Source organism: Streptomyces sp. PTY087I2 (assembly GCF_001687325.1).
GTDB lineage: Bacteria > Actinomycetota > Actinomycetes > Streptomycetales > Streptomycetaceae > Streptomyces.
This window is the reverse complement of record NZ_LZRD01000009.1, coordinates 155,092-170,363: the sequence shown is the minus strand read 5'-3', so window position 1 is coordinate 170,363 and position 15,272 is coordinate 155,092. Positions and strand designations below refer to the sequence as shown.

Annotated in this window: 13 protein-coding genes; 8 read left to right on the top strand and 5 right to left on the bottom strand. The window is 71.3% G+C overall.

Going from position 1 to position 15,272, the window contains the following annotated elements:
* Positions 1 to 25: 25 nt before the first annotated feature.
* The 4 genes from A3Q37_RS12080 to A3Q37_RS12070 form a co-directional block, all read right to left on the bottom strand.
* On the bottom strand, positions 26 to 1,258 hold the full coding sequence (locus tag A3Q37_RS12080) for a sensor histidine kinase (protein ID WP_065482240.1): 1,233 nt from the start codon (positions 1,256 to 1,258) through the stop codon (positions 26 to 28).
* 284 nt (positions 1,259 to 1,542) lie between these two features.
* Positions 1,543 to 3,837, bottom strand: coding sequence for a TOMM precursor leader peptide-binding protein (locus A3Q37_RS12075; protein ID WP_255311787.1), 2,295 nt, complete (start codon positions 3,835 to 3,837; stop codon positions 1,543 to 1,545).
* 8 nt (positions 3,838 to 3,845) lie between these two features.
* Positions 3,846 to 4,016 (bottom strand): hypothetical protein, encoded by a 171-nt coding sequence (locus tag A3Q37_RS37215; RefSeq protein WP_162603949.1) that lies wholly within the window; start codon positions 4,014 to 4,016, stop codon positions 3,846 to 3,848.
* Positions 4,017 to 4,145: 129 nt separating this feature from the next.
* Positions 4,146 to 5,294, bottom strand: coding sequence for a glycosyltransferase (locus tag A3Q37_RS12070; protein ID WP_065482234.1), 1,149 nt, complete (start codon positions 5,292 to 5,294; stop codon positions 4,146 to 4,148).
* A 280-nt stretch (positions 5,295 to 5,574) separates the two neighbouring features.
* Here A3Q37_RS12070 and A3Q37_RS12065 point away from each other — a divergent pair, with 280 nt between their 5' ends.
* The 6 genes from A3Q37_RS12065 (at position 5,575) to soxR (ending at position 11,610) form a co-directional block, all read left to right on the top strand.
* Positions 5,575 to 7,254: an MDR family MFS transporter gene (locus A3Q37_RS12065; protein ID WP_065482232.1), complete on the top strand. Its 1,680-nt coding sequence runs from the start codon at positions 5,575 to 5,577 to the stop codon at positions 7,252 to 7,254.
* A 274-nt stretch (positions 7,255 to 7,528) separates the two neighbouring features.
* Positions 7,529 to 8,590, top strand: a complete 1,062-nt coding sequence (locus A3Q37_RS12060) for a glucose-1-phosphate thymidylyltransferase (RefSeq protein WP_065482230.1) — start codon at positions 7,529 to 7,531, stop codon at positions 8,588 to 8,590.
* On the top strand, positions 8,587 to 9,552 hold the full coding sequence (gene rfbB / locus A3Q37_RS12055) for a dTDP-glucose 4,6-dehydratase (RefSeq protein WP_065482228.1): 966 nt from the start codon (positions 8,587 to 8,589) through the stop codon (positions 9,550 to 9,552). Before A3Q37_RS12060 ends, rfbB begins: the two co-directional genes overlap by 4 nt.
* Before the next feature lie 103 nt (positions 9,553 to 9,655).
* Positions 9,656 to 10,264, top strand: a complete 609-nt coding sequence (locus A3Q37_RS12050) for a hypothetical protein (protein WP_065482226.1) — start codon at positions 9,656 to 9,658, stop codon at positions 10,262 to 10,264.
* 133 nt (positions 10,265 to 10,397) lie between these two features.
* The gene (locus tag A3Q37_RS12045; RefSeq protein WP_141693562.1) at positions 10,398 to 11,027 is read left to right on the top strand and encodes a DsbA family oxidoreductase; all 630 of its coding nucleotides are present in this window, start codon (positions 10,398 to 10,400) and stop codon (positions 11,025 to 11,027) included.
* Between the two features lies 1 nt (position 11,028).
* Positions 11,029 to 11,610 (top strand): redox-sensitive transcriptional activator SoxR, encoded by a 582-nt coding sequence (gene soxR, locus A3Q37_RS12040; protein ID WP_079137758.1) that lies wholly within the window; start codon positions 11,029 to 11,031, stop codon positions 11,608 to 11,610.
* A gap of 34 nt (positions 11,611 to 11,644) precedes the next feature.
* Here the strand turns inward: soxR and A3Q37_RS12035 are convergent, their stop codons facing one another.
* Positions 11,645 to 12,817, bottom strand: a complete 1,173-nt coding sequence (locus tag A3Q37_RS12035; protein ID WP_065482221.1) for an acyl-CoA dehydrogenase family protein — start codon at positions 12,815 to 12,817, stop codon at positions 11,645 to 11,647.
* Positions 12,818 to 12,957: 140 nt separating this feature from the next.
* On the opposite strand from A3Q37_RS12035, the gene A3Q37_RS12030 reads away from it, so the two are divergent.
* Together A3Q37_RS12030 and rfbH are read left to right on the top strand one after the other, a co-directional pair.
* Positions 12,958 to 13,875: an NAD(P)-dependent oxidoreductase gene (locus tag A3Q37_RS12030; RefSeq protein ID WP_065482219.1), complete on the top strand. Its 918-nt coding sequence runs from the start codon at positions 12,958 to 12,960 to the stop codon at positions 13,873 to 13,875.
* 83 nt (positions 13,876 to 13,958) lie between these two features.
* Positions 13,959 to 15,260 (top strand): lipopolysaccharide biosynthesis protein RfbH, encoded by a 1,302-nt coding sequence (gene rfbH / locus A3Q37_RS12025; protein ID WP_065482217.1) that lies wholly within the window; start codon positions 13,959 to 13,961, stop codon positions 15,258 to 15,260.
* Positions 15,261 to 15,272: the final 12 nt, after the last annotated feature.

Genomic DNA, 15,272 nt, shown 5'->3' with positions numbered 1-15,272 from the left:
TCCGACCGTTTCACAGTACAGTTTTTTACTTCCGCGTGGTCTCCGCCGGCCCTTCGCACGGACCGGCGGAGTGCGGGTCGACCGGACCGCGGGCCACCACCTCGAACCAGCCGTCGTCGCGCAGGTGAGTGGTGAGGCTGCCGCCGATGCGGGACAGCCGGTGGGTGAGATTGCCCAGACCGCTGCCTCCGGGGTCGGCCACCCGCCGCGGCCCTTGGGCCGCCACGGCGGAGTCCACGCCGTCGTTGGCGAGGCTGAGCGTGACCGTGCCGTCCTGCTCCCGGCACCGGATGGTGCAGTGCTGGACGAGACTGTGCCGCAGCGCGTTGGTGACACCCTCGCGGAGCACCGTGGCGAGAACCGTGTCGATCTCCGGCGGGAGCGGCCCCACACCGATGTCGGTCTCCACCGCTATGCCGACCGACTCCAGCATCGAGCGGGTGACCGCCGCCTCCTCGGCCAAGGACATGTCGCGATAACCGGTGGCGACCTTGCGCACGTCGGCGAGCGACTGACGGGACAGCGCGAGGACGGACTCGGTCTCGTTCCGGGCGGCTTCGGGCATGTCCGGCACGAGGCGGCGGACCAGCTCGGTCTTGAGCGTGATCGCGGACAGGTTGTAGCCGAGCAGGTCGTGCAGGTCCTGGGAGAAGCGCACCCGCTCGCTGGCCACGGCGAGCCGCGCCAGGTCGGCGCGGTGCGCGTGCAGCCGGGTCACCAGGCCGGTGAGGGTGCTCAGCCCGAACACCACGAGCCCGGTGACGAGCGTGGCCTCCATCGCATAGACACTGTCGAGCACACTGTCGCCCTTGAGCGCCGAGTACGCGAAGAGGCAGAGGCCGATCACGCCGTACAGCGGCCAGGCGGCCCGGCCGGGAAGCAGCAGAAGCACGGAGCCGGCCAGGAAACCGCTCATCGCGCCCCAGGCGATGCCGAAGAGCGCGAGCGGCACGAAACAGAAGACGCCTTGCAGAAGGAGGGTGGTCACTCGATGCCAGTACGCGCTCTGCCGGGCTGCCGGCCGGGAGTGCACGATCTGGAGACCGAATACGGCGAGCAGCGAGGTGAAGGCCACGAAGTCCTCTACCGGTGCCAGTCGGCGACCGACGATGTTCACCGCGGTGACCAGCGAATATCCAGTCATCACCGCCACGAGGACCGCGTGTGCCAGCCGGGGGGCGGGCAGGCCGGAGTCCTCGCCGGAGAGGTTCAGGGCAGGATCGTCCGGTTCGTCGAGGTGCTGTTCACGTGAGTTCATCGGACGCGACGACTCCTCCGCGAGAGGGCGATGGGCACACCTGGCGGCCACCCCGGCGGTGGCCGGGACAACGGGGCATGCCGATCATCGCTCGAAGGGCCCTCGTCCTGACGAGGAAATAGCATCGCGCTTGGCCGAATAGCAGGGGTATTCGATGGCGTCCGGAGGTCCGGTCCGGGGCGTCCGACGGGCGGCAGCCCCGGCGCCGTCGACGGCCCTCGGGCCACAGGCGTCGCGATAATCCCAGGTCAGATCCCCGAAGGTCACTGCGGAAGAGACTGAGGTCACATAAAGAGCGGCACCGGATTGAGGTGCTCGTACGCAGTGGGTTCGGCGAGTCTCCCGAGAGCGACCGGCACGTCGAAGAGGCGTCCCGGCGCGAATCGTGGCCAGAAGTGGCGCATGCCCGGAATGATCACTTTTACTACGGGAAGCCCAATATCGGGACGAGTCTGGTCCAGGACCAGGACATCGAGACGGCGCTCCGCGGCGAGCTCCGTGAGAGCCGCCACGTCCTCGGCCAGATCGTCCCGGAACCGGAGCTCGTGATCGCCGGGGACGGTCGGCCGGACCTTCGGGTCGGGCAGCAGATGGGGCTGGTCGGCGACGACGGCCGTACGCCACCAGGACAGGGCCTGCGGATCGTCCACCGTGTAGCCGGTGCCGTCCGGGCAGGCTCCGATGACCGCGGGCAGCAGCTGGCCCATCTCGGTGAGCGCACGGCGCACCGCGACGCGCGGGTCCAGGTGGGCGCCGAAGCCGAACAGCACGTCCTCGGCGGCCCCTTCGGTGCGCCGGGAGAGGGCGGCGACCACCGGGATGCCGAAGTCGGAGGTCAGGTCGAGAGCCCAGACCTCGCGGCCGACGGAACGGTAACCGGCACGCAGCGGCTCGATCCAGTCCTCGCCCGAGGCGGCGAAGGCGTCGAGGTCGAGGGCGGGCGCGAGGGTGCGGTTGTACCACCACAGGGCGACCGCGTCGCGCTCCACCAGTTCCAGGAAGCCCTGGACGAAGGCGTCCTCGAGGCTGGACCCGGCGGCGTTGCCGTTGGAGTCCGCGCGCAGCGGGGCCGCGGGGTCGGGGTCGTAGTAGAGCAGCGACGTGGGCAGCAGCCGCTGCCGGCCCTCGGTCAGGGACCAGACCGGGGTCCAGTCGAGCACCGCGTCCTCGTCGAACGGGAGACCGACGTACTGGAAGGGCGAGCGGGCGGCGTTCCAGGCGTCCCGGTCACGCAGCTGCCTGGCGTCATGCAGCCGGACGGCGTCCGGGTGCACAGCGGCCGCCCCGAGCGAGCGCAGGCTGTCGCGGACCACCGGCTCGTCGCCGTGCCGAGTGCCGCTGTAGCGCTCCACGGCCTCGCACAGCGCGCTGACCCGGGCCTCCTCGGAAGTGAGGCCCTTGCCGCCGCTGAGTGCGCGCAGGCCGGCGGTGTGCCCGGCCAGGGTCTGCGCCCGCAGCGCCGGGTTGTGACCGGACAGGTAGCTGTGGGTGAAGTCCGGGCTGCGCGGGTCGCGCAGCACCTCACGCACGACGCCGGTGACCGGGCTCACCAGGTGACCGTAGGACTCCAGCATCTGGCGGGGCGTCATGGACCGGTGGCCGTTGCCACCGCCCGCCGCGGCCTTGGGGCGTGGCTCGGTGACGAAGGGCGCGCGCACCAGGGCGCCGACCAGCCCGGGGTCGCCGCAGGCCGGACACTGGGGGCGGCGGACCACCGGATGCTGCTCGGCCGTGAGCGTGAGGGCATCCAGGACGTGCACGGAGTCGTGTGCCGGACCCGGCGTGCCGGCCAGGTACCTGGCGGTCTCCAGTACAGCGGTGTGCAGGCCCAGCGCGCGGCTCGCGGCGAGCGAGGCGTCGGGCCTGTCGACCGGACCGGTACTGCCCAGAGCACGGTTGAGGGGCTCCTCGGATCCGCGGTGGAGCCGCAGACGCTCGGCGAGGCAGTGCCAGCAGGGGCCGTCGCCGGGACGGAACACCGGGCCGGTCCACGGTGCGGGGCCGCCGGGCTTGGCGAGGATCCAGGGGCGGCCCGCCGCGCGCAGGCGGGCGTCGATGTCGGCGAGACGCGGTTCCAGGTAGTCGGCGCAGAGCACCAGGGTGACCTCGGCCTCCGCCGCGTCGGAGGGTGCGACGGTGAGCCCGGACTCGGTACAGGCGGCTGCCGCCTGCGCGTGACCGACCGGGCCACCGAGCACCACGAGCCGTACGGCCGGCCCGGTCGGCGGCGCGGCGCCGGTCAGGTCCCAGAAGGCATCGGCCGAGGAGTCGGACGACGGTGGCGCCTCCGGGGAGCGGGCGCGCAGCAGACCGGCGGCCCAGAGCTCGGAGAGCGGGCGGCGCAGTTCGTCGGCGGACACCGCGGCGTTCCCGGCGGCGAGCCGCAGCACCTCCTCGGGTGTGCGGGTGCCGTCGAGCAGCGGGGCCAGTGCTTCGGCCGCCGGGCCGCGCACGGCGCGGACGCCCCGGTCGGAGACCAGGTACACGGCCTCGCCCGGCACGACGACGCTCCGCAGATGGGCGCGCCAGCCGATCCTCGGTGTGCCGCCGCCGGGCACCGGCCCCGCCTGTTCCCGCACCGCGGCTGTCAGGCCGCGACGATCTCGGCCGGCTCGGGAGCCAGCACGCAGAGGGTGAAGAGGGCCGACGTGTCACCGGGGGCCGAGTCCAGGTCCTCGATCGTCAAAGTGGCCGAGGCCCCGGGGTCCGGCGTGAGGACGCCGGCCCATGACGGGTCGTCGATGAGGGCAGTGTGCATGAGGTTCCTTCCACGAGATCCGAGCGGGCAGGTGCGGCTCGAAGGTGCCGTGATGCAGCCCGACTGGATTGTGCGAACACCTGATGATCACTCACCAGTGCATTCCTCATGTATTCGGGGATGCCGGATTCACAGTCGCCCGCGGGTGCGAACCAGCTCGGCGATCGCCACCGTCACGTCGTGCGGGGTGGGCAGCGCCGCGATCTCCTTGCTCAGCTCGTCGGTCCTGGCCCGGTACGACGGGTCCTCCAGCAGTTCACGGCAGGCCTTGGCCACGTTCTCCGGCGAGTCGTCCTGACCGGCCGTCAGCATGATCGCGGCACCGTACTCGGCGAGCCGCTCGGACATGCCGACCTGCTTGGGCATGGCCGGGATCACCAGCTGGGGAACGCCACACACGATCGCGTGCAGCATCGTGTTGCCGCCGGCCCGGTGCACCAGCAGGTCGCAGGTCCGCAGGACCACGTCGAGCGGAAGCCAGCCGGCGCGCACGTTGTCCGGCAGATCGCCCAAGGCGTCCGCCATCTCCTGCGGAGCGGCGATGAGGAGATCCACGTCGAGGCCCGCGACCTTCTCGACCAGCGCGGACAGTGCGTCAGCCTCGTAGTCGGCGTTGATGCGGCTTCCCGCCGAGACCAGGACGCGTGGCCGCTCTCCCCTGGTGTACATCCAGGGTTCGAGCGCACGCTGGGTGTTGAACGGCACGTACTGCATGAACTGTGCCGGCCCGGCGTCCGGTCGCCGGGCTCCCGGCGGGCAGATCTCCACGTACATGTCCGGGGCAGGTAGGGCGGACAGGCCCATCTCCTCCAGCTCCGGGGCGAGTTCGGCGGCGGCGGACAGGTCGATGATGGACGGCTCGCCCATGTTGAGGGCGTGCCGCACCCATGGCAGACCGAATCGGTGGGCCAGCAGCGGAGCGGCGTACGAGAGCGCCCCGGCGACCAGGACGTCCGGCTGCCAGCACTCGACCAGCGGAACCAGGCCCTCCATGCTGCCGAGCGCGAGGCGGGCCATGCCCCGGCCGTTGAACAGATTGCGCTCGTGCGGGTCCTTGGGGATCTCCAGCGGACTGCCGTGCCGGTCGCGCTGCATGAAGTCGAACATGGTGCGCGAGGTGATCGGAGCGCCGGGCAGGCCGGTCGCCGCGACCAGCGGCATCACGTTCTCCGTGGCGCCGACGATCACTTCGTGGCCGGCGTTGCGAGCCGCCAGCGCCAGCGGGGTGATGGGGAAGACGGCTCCCGCGCTTCCTCCGGACACAAAAAGGAATCTCATGCCCGCGGACGCTAGGGAGTCCGGGTCGAGCGCCTCTGGAGCGGTGCTGGAAACACCGGGGCCGCCGGGCCGGGAGCCGGCGAAAGGTCCTAGGAGCGTTTGAGCCAGGCCCTAGCCGGGCGGCACACACTCCCCCTTGACCTCTAGCGCACTGGAGGTTTCATCCTGGTCCGGACGCAGCGGCCGGAACCTGCCCACGGGCTCCCGTTCGTGCAGGTACCGAACCTGTGGGCGCACCGCTTCCCTCTCCGCCTCCGTATCCCGAAGGAAGAAACTCCCGATGACAGACACAGCGAAGCCGGGCGCCCCGGCGTCCGGTTCCGGTGCCGACGCGGTGGACCGGCGCAGGATCCGGCTGATCATGACGGGGTTGCTGCTCGGCCTGTTCATGGCCGCGCTCGACCAGACGATCATCTCCGCCGCCCTGCGCACCATCGCGGACGACCTCAACGGCCTTTCGCAGCAGTCCTGGGCGAACACCTCGTACATGATCACGTCGGTGATCACGACGGCGCTGTACGGCAAGCTCTCCGACATCTACGGCCGCCGGCCCGTCTACTGCACCGCCGTCGCGATCTTCGTGCTCGGCTCGGTGCTGTGCGCCCTCGCCTCGTCCATGACCCTCCTCGCGGTGTTCCGCGGTATCCAGGGCATCGGCGCGGGCGGCCTGATGAGCCTTGCCTTCGCGATCCTCACCGACCTGGTGCCGCTCACCGAACGCACCCGCTACCAGGCGTGGTTCGGCGCGGTCTTCGGCGTCTCGGCCGTCATCGGGCCCGTGGCCGGCGGCTTCTTCGCCGGTCTCGACAGCTTCCTCGGCGCGTCCGGCTGGCGCTGGGCGTTCTACATCAACGTGCCGATCGGACTGGCGGCCGCGCTGATCATCGCCTCGATGGTGCGCACCCAGCCCAACCGCGTCCAGCACAAGTTCGACATCGCGGGACTGCTCGCGCTGGTCGTCTGCCTGGTGCCGCTGCTCTTCGCGGTGGAGCAGGGCCCGAAGTGGGGCTGGGGCGCGGGCGGGACGCTCGCCCTGTTCGCCCTGGGACTGCTCGGACTGGTGATGTTCCTACTGGCGCAGAAGCGGGCAGGCAGTGCGGCACTGCTGCCCACGCCGATGTTCCGCAACCCGCTCTTCTCCGTGTACAACGGCGTCAACGTCCTCGTCGGCGCGGCCGTGTTCGGTGCGCTGTCGGTGCTGCCGCTCTATCTCCAGATGGTCAAGGGCCTGTCGCCCACCCAGGCCGGTCTGATGATGCTGCCCCAGACCCTCGGCATCGTCGTCGCGGGCCGCGTCGCGGGCCCGTTCGTCACGAAGACCGGCCGCTACAAGATCGTCCTGCTCTCCGGCCTCGTTCTGATGGTCGTCGCGACCTTCTGGTTCGGCACGCTGACCGAGGACACCTCCCTGTGGCAGACCGGTATCGCCGCCGGGCTGATGGGCTTCGGCATCGGGCTGTGCTGGCAGGTCATGCTGATCGCGATCCAGACAGGCGTCTCGCCGCAGTACATGGGCGCGGGCATGGGCTCGTTCACTTTCTTCCGCCAGATCGGCGGTACGGCGGGCATCGCGGTCTTCCTGTCGATGTTCTTCGGCGCGGTCAGCGAGAAGGTGGCCGCCTCCTACCGCGACGCGGCCTCCGACCCCGCGTACACGGCGGCCGTCAACGACCCTTCGGTGACCGGGCAGGCCGCCAACAAGGTGCTCCTCGGCGCCCGTGAGGGAGACGTCCCGCTGGACGACAGCTCCTTCCTCGACCATGTCGACCCGCGCCTGGCCAAGCCGTTCCTGCACGGCATGGCCGAGGCGATGCAGATCGTCTTCGTGGTCAGCGGGGTCATGCTCCTCGTCGCGCTGATCCTCGCGGCCGTCCCGAAGGAGAAGCGCCGCGAACCTGCCGCCGCACCCAGCGGCGCCGGGGACGGCAAGGACGACAAGGAGCCCGCGGGCAGGAACTGATCCCGCACACCGCCTGGTCCAGGCGGCCACCACGTGCTCTCCCGGCCCTTCTGCCGGGGCGAGCACCCTCATACGGACGAGTGCGATCCCCCGCGCGCCCGTCCACGAAGGGGGCCGGCATCCGCCGGCCCCCTTCGCCGTGCCGGACGTCGCACACCCCGGCCGACGAGTCCGGCCGGACGAGTCCAGCTGAAGTGGACCCTCCCTCTAGGTCGCCTTTCCAGAATCGGTGCCGTAACCGATGCCGCGGCAAAGGGATGAGTGAAGGGTTGCCATGAAGGCGCTGATTCTGTCCGGAGGGATGGGGACCAGGTTGCGTCCCTTCACCTATTCCATGCCCAAACAGTTGGTGCCCGTCGCCAACAAGCCGATCCTCGCGCACTGCCTGGAGAACGTGCGTGCGATCGGTGTCGAGGACGTGGCCGTCGTCGTCGGCGATCGCGGCCAGGAGATCCGCACGGTCGTCGGGGACGGCTCCGCGTTCGGCCTGAACATCACCTACCTCCAGCAGGACGCCCCGCTCGGCCTCGCGCACGCGGTCTCCATCGCGGAGGGGTTCCTCGGCAAGGACGACTTCGTGATGTACCTGGGCGACAACGTCCTCGCCGAGGGCATCGCCGAGTCGGCCCGCGCCTTCCGCGCCGACCGCCCCGCCGCCCAGCTGCTGCTCACGAAGGTGGCCGACCCGCGGGCCTTCGGCGTCGCCGAGGTCGGCGCCGAAGGCCAGGTGCTCGCGCTGGTGGAGAAGCCGCAGCAGCCGCGCAGCGACCTCGCGGTGATCGGTGTGTACTTCTTCACCGCCGCGGTGCACGACGCGGTGCGGGCCATCGAGCCGAGCGCCCGCGGCGAGCTGGAGATCACCGACGCCGTCCAGCACCTGGTGGAGCGCGGCGAGCGGGTGGTGGCCACCGAGTACGCCGGCTACTGGAAGGACACCGGCAGCCCGGACGACCTGCTCGACTGCAACCGGCTGCTGCTCGGCCGGCTCGGCCACGGCGTGCACGGCGAGGTCGACACCGGCAGCACCGTCGAAGGACCGGTGCTCATAGAGGCCGGAGCCGTCGTGGAGCGCTCACGCCTCGTCGGACCGCTCGTCGTCGGAGCGGGCAGCGTCGTGCGCGACAGCGACCTGGGCCCGTACACCGCGCTCGGACGCGACTGCGTTCTCGACGGCGCCGGGATCGGCAATTCCATCGTCCTGGAAGGGGTGTCCATCCAGAACGTGCGCGGACTGTCCGGCTCGATCATCGGGCGCTCGGCCGCGGTGCGCGGCGGAGCGGCCACCGGGCGCCGCCTCATCATCGGCGACCACACCCGGGCGGAGGTGGCGGCATGAGGATCCTGGTGACCGGCGGCGCCGGTTTCATCGGCTCGCACTACGTCCGCGAGGTCCTCGCCGGCAGTTATCCCGAGTCCGACGACGTCCGAGTCACGGTCCTGGACCGGCTCACCTACGCCGGCCGTCGCGAGAACCTGCCCGCCGAGTACGAGCGCTTCGCGTTCGTCCACGGCGACATCTGCGACCGGGGCCTGCTGGACCGGATCGTTCCGGGCCACGACGCGATCGTGCACTTCGCAGCCGAGTCCCATGTGGACCGCTCGGTCACCGCTCCCGGCGAGTTCATCCGTACCAATGTGACGGGCACCCAGCAGATTCTCGACGCGGCGCTGCAATCCGGCGTCGACCGGGTCCTGCATGTCTCCACGGACGAGGTGTACGGCTCGCTGGAGACCGGCACCTGGACCGAGGCCAGCCCGCTCCTGCCCAACTCGCCCTATGCGGCGTCCAAGGCGTCCAGCGATCTGGTCGCCCGCGCCTACCACCGAACGCACGGGCTCGACGTGCGCGTCACCCGATGCTCCAACAACTACGGCCCTTACCAGCATCCCGAGAAGCTCATCCCGAACTTCGTCACCCGCCTGCTGACGGGCCGCCCGGTTCCGCTGTACGGCGACGGCGGCAACGTACGCGAGTGGCTGCATGTGGACGACCACTGCCGGGCTCTGCACCTGGTGCTCGCCAAGGGCCGGGCCGGCGAGATCTACAACATCGGTGGCGGCAGCGGGCTGAGCAACCGCGACATGACCGGCCGCCTGCTCGAACTCCTGGGCGCCGACTGGGACATGGTGCGCCATGTCGAGGACCGGCCCGGACACGACTTCCGCTACGCGATCGACGACTCCAAGATCCGCGAGGAGCTGGGCTACGCGCCCCGCTGGTCGATCGGGAGCGGGCTGGGGTCGGTCGTGGACTGGTACCGCGATCACCCCGAATTCTGGCGCACCGCGGTCTCCTGACGACCACCGCCGCGACGCCGGACCGTCCACACCCCACACCACCAAGTTGTCCGCACCGCCGGCACCGCCCGGCGGAGAACCGCCAACGAGAAACGGAACCCACATGTTCGCTCTGCGCAGCCGTGCCCGCACTGCCGCCATCGCCGTCCCGCTGGCCCTCGCCGGGCTGGTGGCCGCCACCTCCAGTGCCTCGGCGGCCCCGGTGAAGACGTACTTCGACTGCCGCGTCGGCACCACCACCGGTCTCGCGTACAGCACGTACGTCGACGCCGTGGCCCCGGCCACCGTCGCGCCGGGCGCGACCTTCGAACTCACGCTCGACCCGGACCCGATCACGCCGAACCCCGCCTACAACCAGTCCGTCAAGGACGTGGCCTTGCAGTTCAAGCTGCCCGACGGCGCGACCGTCGTCTCCTACGACGTCGCCGACGGCGGTGACGCCGGCACGCCGACGCTGGAGGTGGACGGCACCAAGGCGGTACTGCACGCGGCGGGCCCGTACGTCTCCGACACCCCCTTCGACCTGCCGAAGGTGACCTTCGAGCTCCAGGCCCCCGAGACGCCGACCACCCTGGAGACCCGCTTCGGCGGCACCTCGCACGACGACCCCGGCTTCAGCTGGACCTTCACCCCCGCCTCCTGGCCCGGCGAAGCCCAGCTCGCCTGCTGGCCCGACCAGCCGATCGCGCTGGTGAAGACGGTCGTGCAGTAACCGTCGCCTCCGGAAATGTCGGTAGGTACCGCGCCGGCCCGCCCCAGTGGGGCGGGCCGGCGCGGCCGCGCTTGACCTCTAGTGCGCTAGAGGTTGCAGGCTGGTCGGGAAAAGTCCTGAAGTAGGGGAGAGAGTGGCAGTGAAGATCGAGATCTGGTCCGACATCATGTGCCCGTGGTGCTACATCGGCAAGGCCCGGCTCGACAAAGCGATCGACCGCGTCGGCCGTGACGACGTCGAGGTCATCTGGCGCAGCTTCGAACTCCGCCCCGATCAGCCACGCACACCCGGTGCTACGCTCGGCGAGATGATGCGGGAGAACCTCGGGCTCAAGGACGGCGAGACGGTCGAGCTGTTCGAGAAGATCCGCACTCTCGGCGAGGCCGAGGGCCTGGACATCCGGCTCAGCGGCGTCCGTCCCGTCAACTCCTTCGACGCCCAGCGCCTGGTGCATCTCGCGGCCGGGAGCGGCCTCGCACACCGGCTGAAGAACGACCTGTTCCGCGTCTACCTCCAGGAACAGCAGAACGTGGCGGACCACGACGTCCTGACGCACACCGCGACCGTCGCCGGCCTCGACCCCGACGACGTCGCACGGGTCCTGTCGGGAGACATGTACGCCGCCGAGGTCCGCGAGGACGAGGCAGCCGCCGTGCGCCGTGGAGTCACCGGAGTGCCGACCGTCTTCGTCGACGGAGTCCGGGTCGCCACCGGCGTTCCTTCCGTCGAGCAGTTCCACCGGGCACTGGAGAAGGCCGGCTGAGATGAGCGTCGCCCGACCCGCGTACAACGTCACCGAACTCACCGTCGGACAACTGTCGGCGCGCAGTGGCGTCGCGGTCACGGCGCTGCATTTCTACGAGTCCAAAGGGCTCATCACGAGCCGCCGCACCCCTGGCAACCAGCGCCGCTACACCCGGGACACGCTGCGTCGCATCTCGGTGATCCGGGTGGCCCAGCGGATGGGCATCCCGCTGAGCACGGTGAGCGAGGCGCTCGCCGCCCTGCCCGAGGGCCGCACGCCCAACCGGGCCGACTGGGCCCGGCTCTCGCAGCGCTGGCGTGCCGAACTCGACGAGCGGATCGAACAACTCCGCGCGCTGCGCGACGGCTTGGAGGACTGCATCGGCTGCGGCTGCCTGTCGGTGAGCGACTGTCCGCTGACCAACCCGTACGACGAACTCGGCGAGGAAGGTCCCGGCCCCCGACGCCTGCTGCGCGGGCGGAAGGGCGCCGCGGCCCGCGGCCGCACGCAGAAGACGGCTAAGGCGCAGAGCCCGGCAGCCGATCCGTGCGGCGGCGCGAGCACGTCGTGCCGGGGCGACGCGGACGAAGCGGCCGGCTGAGACGTACGGCGTCCGTGATCCGACGCTCAGCGGCTCACGTGCCGTGCTGAAGTACGCGGGCGTACGCCTCGGCCGCGGGGGCGAACCCGAGAACGACGTGGCCGGCCGCCGAGTGCGCGTCCCGCCAGTGACGCTGGAGCGGTGAAGCCTCCTGGTGCGCCCGCGTCCCGGCGGAGGCGAAGAGCCGGTCGACGGCGGCCGTGGCCAGCTCGGCGGCCAGTGCGCAGTCCCGGCCGCTGCGCGCCACCTCGAGGTCGGTGACCCGGCCCGTGTCGGCCACACGGGCCGTCGACTCCAGGAGCAGCGCCGCCAGGTCCGTCTCCCCCGCCGCACGGCCGAGAACCTCGGCCGCGGAGCTGTCCAGACCGCCGGAGACGGAGGTGTGGCGGGGCGCGGTCCCTTCGCGCCAGGCTGCCAGCGCCGCCCGCGCGGCGCCCAGCACAGGAGCGGCGAAACACAGGCCGTTGACGGCCTTGAGAGGCACCCGGTGGCACGGCGCCTCCGCGTTGTCGGCGACACCCGCGGCGATCGCCTCCCTCGTGAAGGTCAGCTCGTCGGCCACCAGGGCGTCCTCGACATGGAGCGTATTGCTGCCGGTGCCCCGCATACCCACCGAGGACCAGGTGTCCTCGGTGCGCCAGCTGCCCCGTGGCACGGCGAAGAAGCGGGCCACCGGACGCTCCCCCGCGGTCATCGCGCACACCAGAGCCCAGTCCGCGTGGTCGACGACGCTGACGTAGGGCCAGGTTCCGCTGATCCGCCAGCCGTTCCCCTCACGGCGGGCCCGGCCGAGCGGCATGAGGGCGCCCACGATCAGGGCGTCCGGGCCGTCGGCCCACACCCGCCGCTGGCCGGCTTCGGGAAGGTAGGCCGCCATCCGGCCGAGGGAGGCGGTCAGCGAAGCAGCCCAAGCGGCCGAGGTGCAGCCTTCGCCGACCGTGGCGACGGCCCGGACCACCGCTTCGAAGGTTCCGGCGTCGCCGCCGTGCCGACGCGGCACGAAGTGACGTGCGAACCCCGCGTCCAGCATGGCCCGCACGACCTCCGGAGCGAGCCGGCGGTCCCGCTCGGCCGCCGTCGCGTGCTCTGCGGCGGTCTTCGCGAGCCCGGCGGACGCGATGACGGAATCGGTGCGGGAGGCCCGCTGGACGGACCCCTGCCGGGAGGTACGGGAAGACGTGGGCGGGGACGTCTGCTGTGTCGGCATCCTGGTCTGCTCCTCGTGACAGTGCCTCTGGACAGTGCTGGACGCAGCCTCACGCGCCCCGCTCGAGCCGGACTACAGGCCGCCCTGGAAGGCTGCCGGGCCCGGCAGCACCCGTCGCAGCTCCTCCAGGAGGCCCCGCCATGTCCCGCTCCGCTCCGGCAGCGCGCGTTCTCGTCCTCGGCAGCAGCGGTTTCGTCGGCCGCCATGTGTGCGCCGCGTTCCTGGCCCGGGGCTGGGAGGTCCACGGCTGGACGCGGAGCGGTCGGGAGGAGCCGGGCGTGATCACCCGCGCCGTCGACCTGGTGCGCGCGGAGCCGGCCCGGCTCGCCGCCGAGCTGGCCGCGGTGGCGTCGGACACGGTGGTCAACGCCGCCGGGGCGGTGTGGGGCGTGGACGAGGCGGAGATGGCGGCCTCCAACGAGACCGCGGTGTCCCGCGTCCTCGCTGCCCTGGGGGTCCCGGGGGCCCACTTCGTCCAGCTCGGCAGCGTGCACGAACACCGGGCGGCGACCGCTTACGGGCGGACCAAGGCCGCCGCATCGGCCCGCGTCCTGGCGGCGGGCGGCACCGTGCTGCGCCTGCCGAACCTGCTGGGCCCCGGCACACCCGAGGGGAGCTTCCTGGGCCGCGTCGGCGCACAGCTCGCCCACGCCGCGCGGACGGGCGAGGAGGTGACCGTGACGGCGCTCGCCCTGCGCGAACGCCGTGAGTTCCTGGACGTGCGGGACGCGGCCGAAGCGGTGGTCGCCGCGGCGCACCCCGCCACGGCCGGAACGCTACGGGGCCGGTCCCTCGACCTGGCCACCGGTCGTCCCGTCGAGGTACGCCACCTCCTCGACCTGCTGATCCGGATCAGCGGCGTGCCCGCGCGCGTGGCGGAGCGGCTCCCCGCACCCGGCGAAGCGCCGCCCGGCGGCCTGGCGGGCGTGGAAGGCGGGCCGGCCGGTCCCGTGGAGGCCGCACGGCTGCTGGGCTGGCACGCGGTCCGCGAACCTCGGGAGTCGTTGCGCGGGCTGTGGGAGGCGGCGACTTCCACCGGGCCTCTAGCGACCGGCTAGCGGGCGAGCCCAGGGTGACGGAGCTCGAGGCGGCACGTGCGCGCCCCCAGCCCCTGTCGGTCCGGCGAAAGGCAACGATCCCGATGGATGCGGAGACGGAGCACATTCTGGAGAGGGTGCGCGAGTACCACCGGGCGAGGGAGGAAAAGGAGTTCGTCCCGGGCGTGACCCCGGTACAGCCCTCGGGCGCGGCGCTGGACGCGAGCGACCGGGTCGCGCTCGTCGAGGCGGCGCTCGGCCTGCGGATCGCCGCCGGGCCCAGCACACAGCGCTTCGAGCGCGATTTCGCCCGCTACTTCGGGCTGCGCAAGGCGCACATGACCAACTCGGGTTCCTCGGCGAACCTGCTCGCCCTGACCTCGCTGACCTCCCACACGCTGGGCAAGGACAAGCTGCGCACCGGGGACGAGGTGATCACGGTGGCGGCCGGGTTCCCGACGACCGTCAACCCGATCATCCAGAACGGACTGATTCCTGTCTTCGTCGACGTCGAGCTCGGTACGTACAACACGACGGCCGAGCGGGTCCTCGCCGCGGTCGGCCCGCGCACGAAAGCGATCATGATCGCGCACGCGCTGGGCAACCCGTACCCGGTGGCGGATGTCGCCGCCATCGCGGCGGAGCACGGCCTGTATCTCATCGAGGACAACTGCGACGCCGTCGGTTCGTACCACCGGGGCAGGCTGACCGGCACGTTCGGCGACCTGGCCACCACCAGCTTCTATCCGGCGCACCACATCACGACGGGCGAGGGCGGCTGTGTGCTCACCCGCAGTCCGGCGCTCGCGCGGATCGTGGAGCAGCTACGGGACTGGGGCCGGGACTGCTGGTGCGAGCCGGGCAAGGACAACACCTGCTTCAAGCGATTCGACTACCAGCTCGGGACGCTGCCGCACGGCTACGACCACAAGTACATCTTCACCCACCTCGGCTACAACCTGAAGGCGACCGACATCCAGGCCGCGCTGGGCGTCAGCCAGCTGTCGCGCCTGGATTCCTTCGGCAAGGCCAGGCGGGCCAACTGGCAGCGGATGCACGACGGTCTGGCGGGCGTTCCCGGTCTGCTGCTGCCCCGGGCGACGGAGCACAGCGACCCGAGCTGGTTCGGCTTCGCGCTCACCGTCACACCCGAAGCGCCGTTCACACGGCGGGGCCTGGAGGATTTCCTGGGCTCCCGGAAGATCGGCACCAGGCGGCTGTTCGGCGGCAACCTGACCAGGCATCCCGCCTACCAGGGCCGCGACTACCGCGTGGTGGGCGAGCTGACGAACTCCGACATCATCACGGAGCACACCTTGTGGGTGGGCGTCCACCCGAGCCTGACCGACGAGATGATCGACCATGTGGCCGGAAGCATACGGGAGTTCGCCGGGTCAGGACACTGAGCGTTCGGCCAC

Bases quoted from the DNA above. Each gene is read 5' to 3' on its own strand.
- A3Q37_RS12080 (WP_065482240.1), bottom strand. From the start codon at position 1,258: ATGAACTCACGTGAACAGCACCTCGACGAACCGGACGATCCTGCCCTG.
- A3Q37_RS12035 (WP_065482221.1), bottom strand. From the start codon at position 12,817: ATGCCGACACAGCAGACGTCCCCGCCCACGTCTTCCCGTACCTCCCGG.
- A3Q37_RS12065 (WP_065482232.1), top strand. From the start codon at position 5,575: ATGACAGACACAGCGAAGCCGGGCGCCCCGGCGTCCGGTTCCGGTGCC.
- rfbB (WP_065482228.1), top strand. From the start codon at position 8,587: ATGAGGATCCTGGTGACCGGCGGCGCCGGTTTCATCGGCTCGCACTAC.
- A3Q37_RS37215 (WP_162603949.1), bottom strand. From the start codon at position 4,016: ATGCACACTGCCCTCATCGACGACCCGTCATGGGCCGGCGTCCTCACG.
- rfbH (WP_065482217.1), top strand. From the start codon at position 13,959: ATGGATGCGGAGACGGAGCACATTCTGGAGAGGGTGCGCGAGTACCAC.
- A3Q37_RS12060 (WP_065482230.1), top strand. From the start codon at position 7,529: ATGAAGGCGCTGATTCTGTCCGGAGGGATGGGGACCAGGTTGCGTCCC.
- A3Q37_RS12070 (WP_065482234.1), bottom strand. From the start codon at position 5,294: ATGAGATTCCTTTTTGTGTCCGGAGGAAGCGCGGGAGCCGTCTTCCCC.
- soxR (WP_079137758.1), top strand. From the start codon at position 11,029: ATGAGCGTCGCCCGACCCGCGTACAACGTCACCGAACTCACCGTCGGA.
- A3Q37_RS12030 (WP_065482219.1), top strand. From the start codon at position 12,958: ATGTCCCGCTCCGCTCCGGCAGCGCGCGTTCTCGTCCTCGGCAGCAGC.
- A3Q37_RS12050 (WP_065482226.1), top strand. From the start codon at position 9,656: ATGTTCGCTCTGCGCAGCCGTGCCCGCACTGCCGCCATCGCCGTCCCG.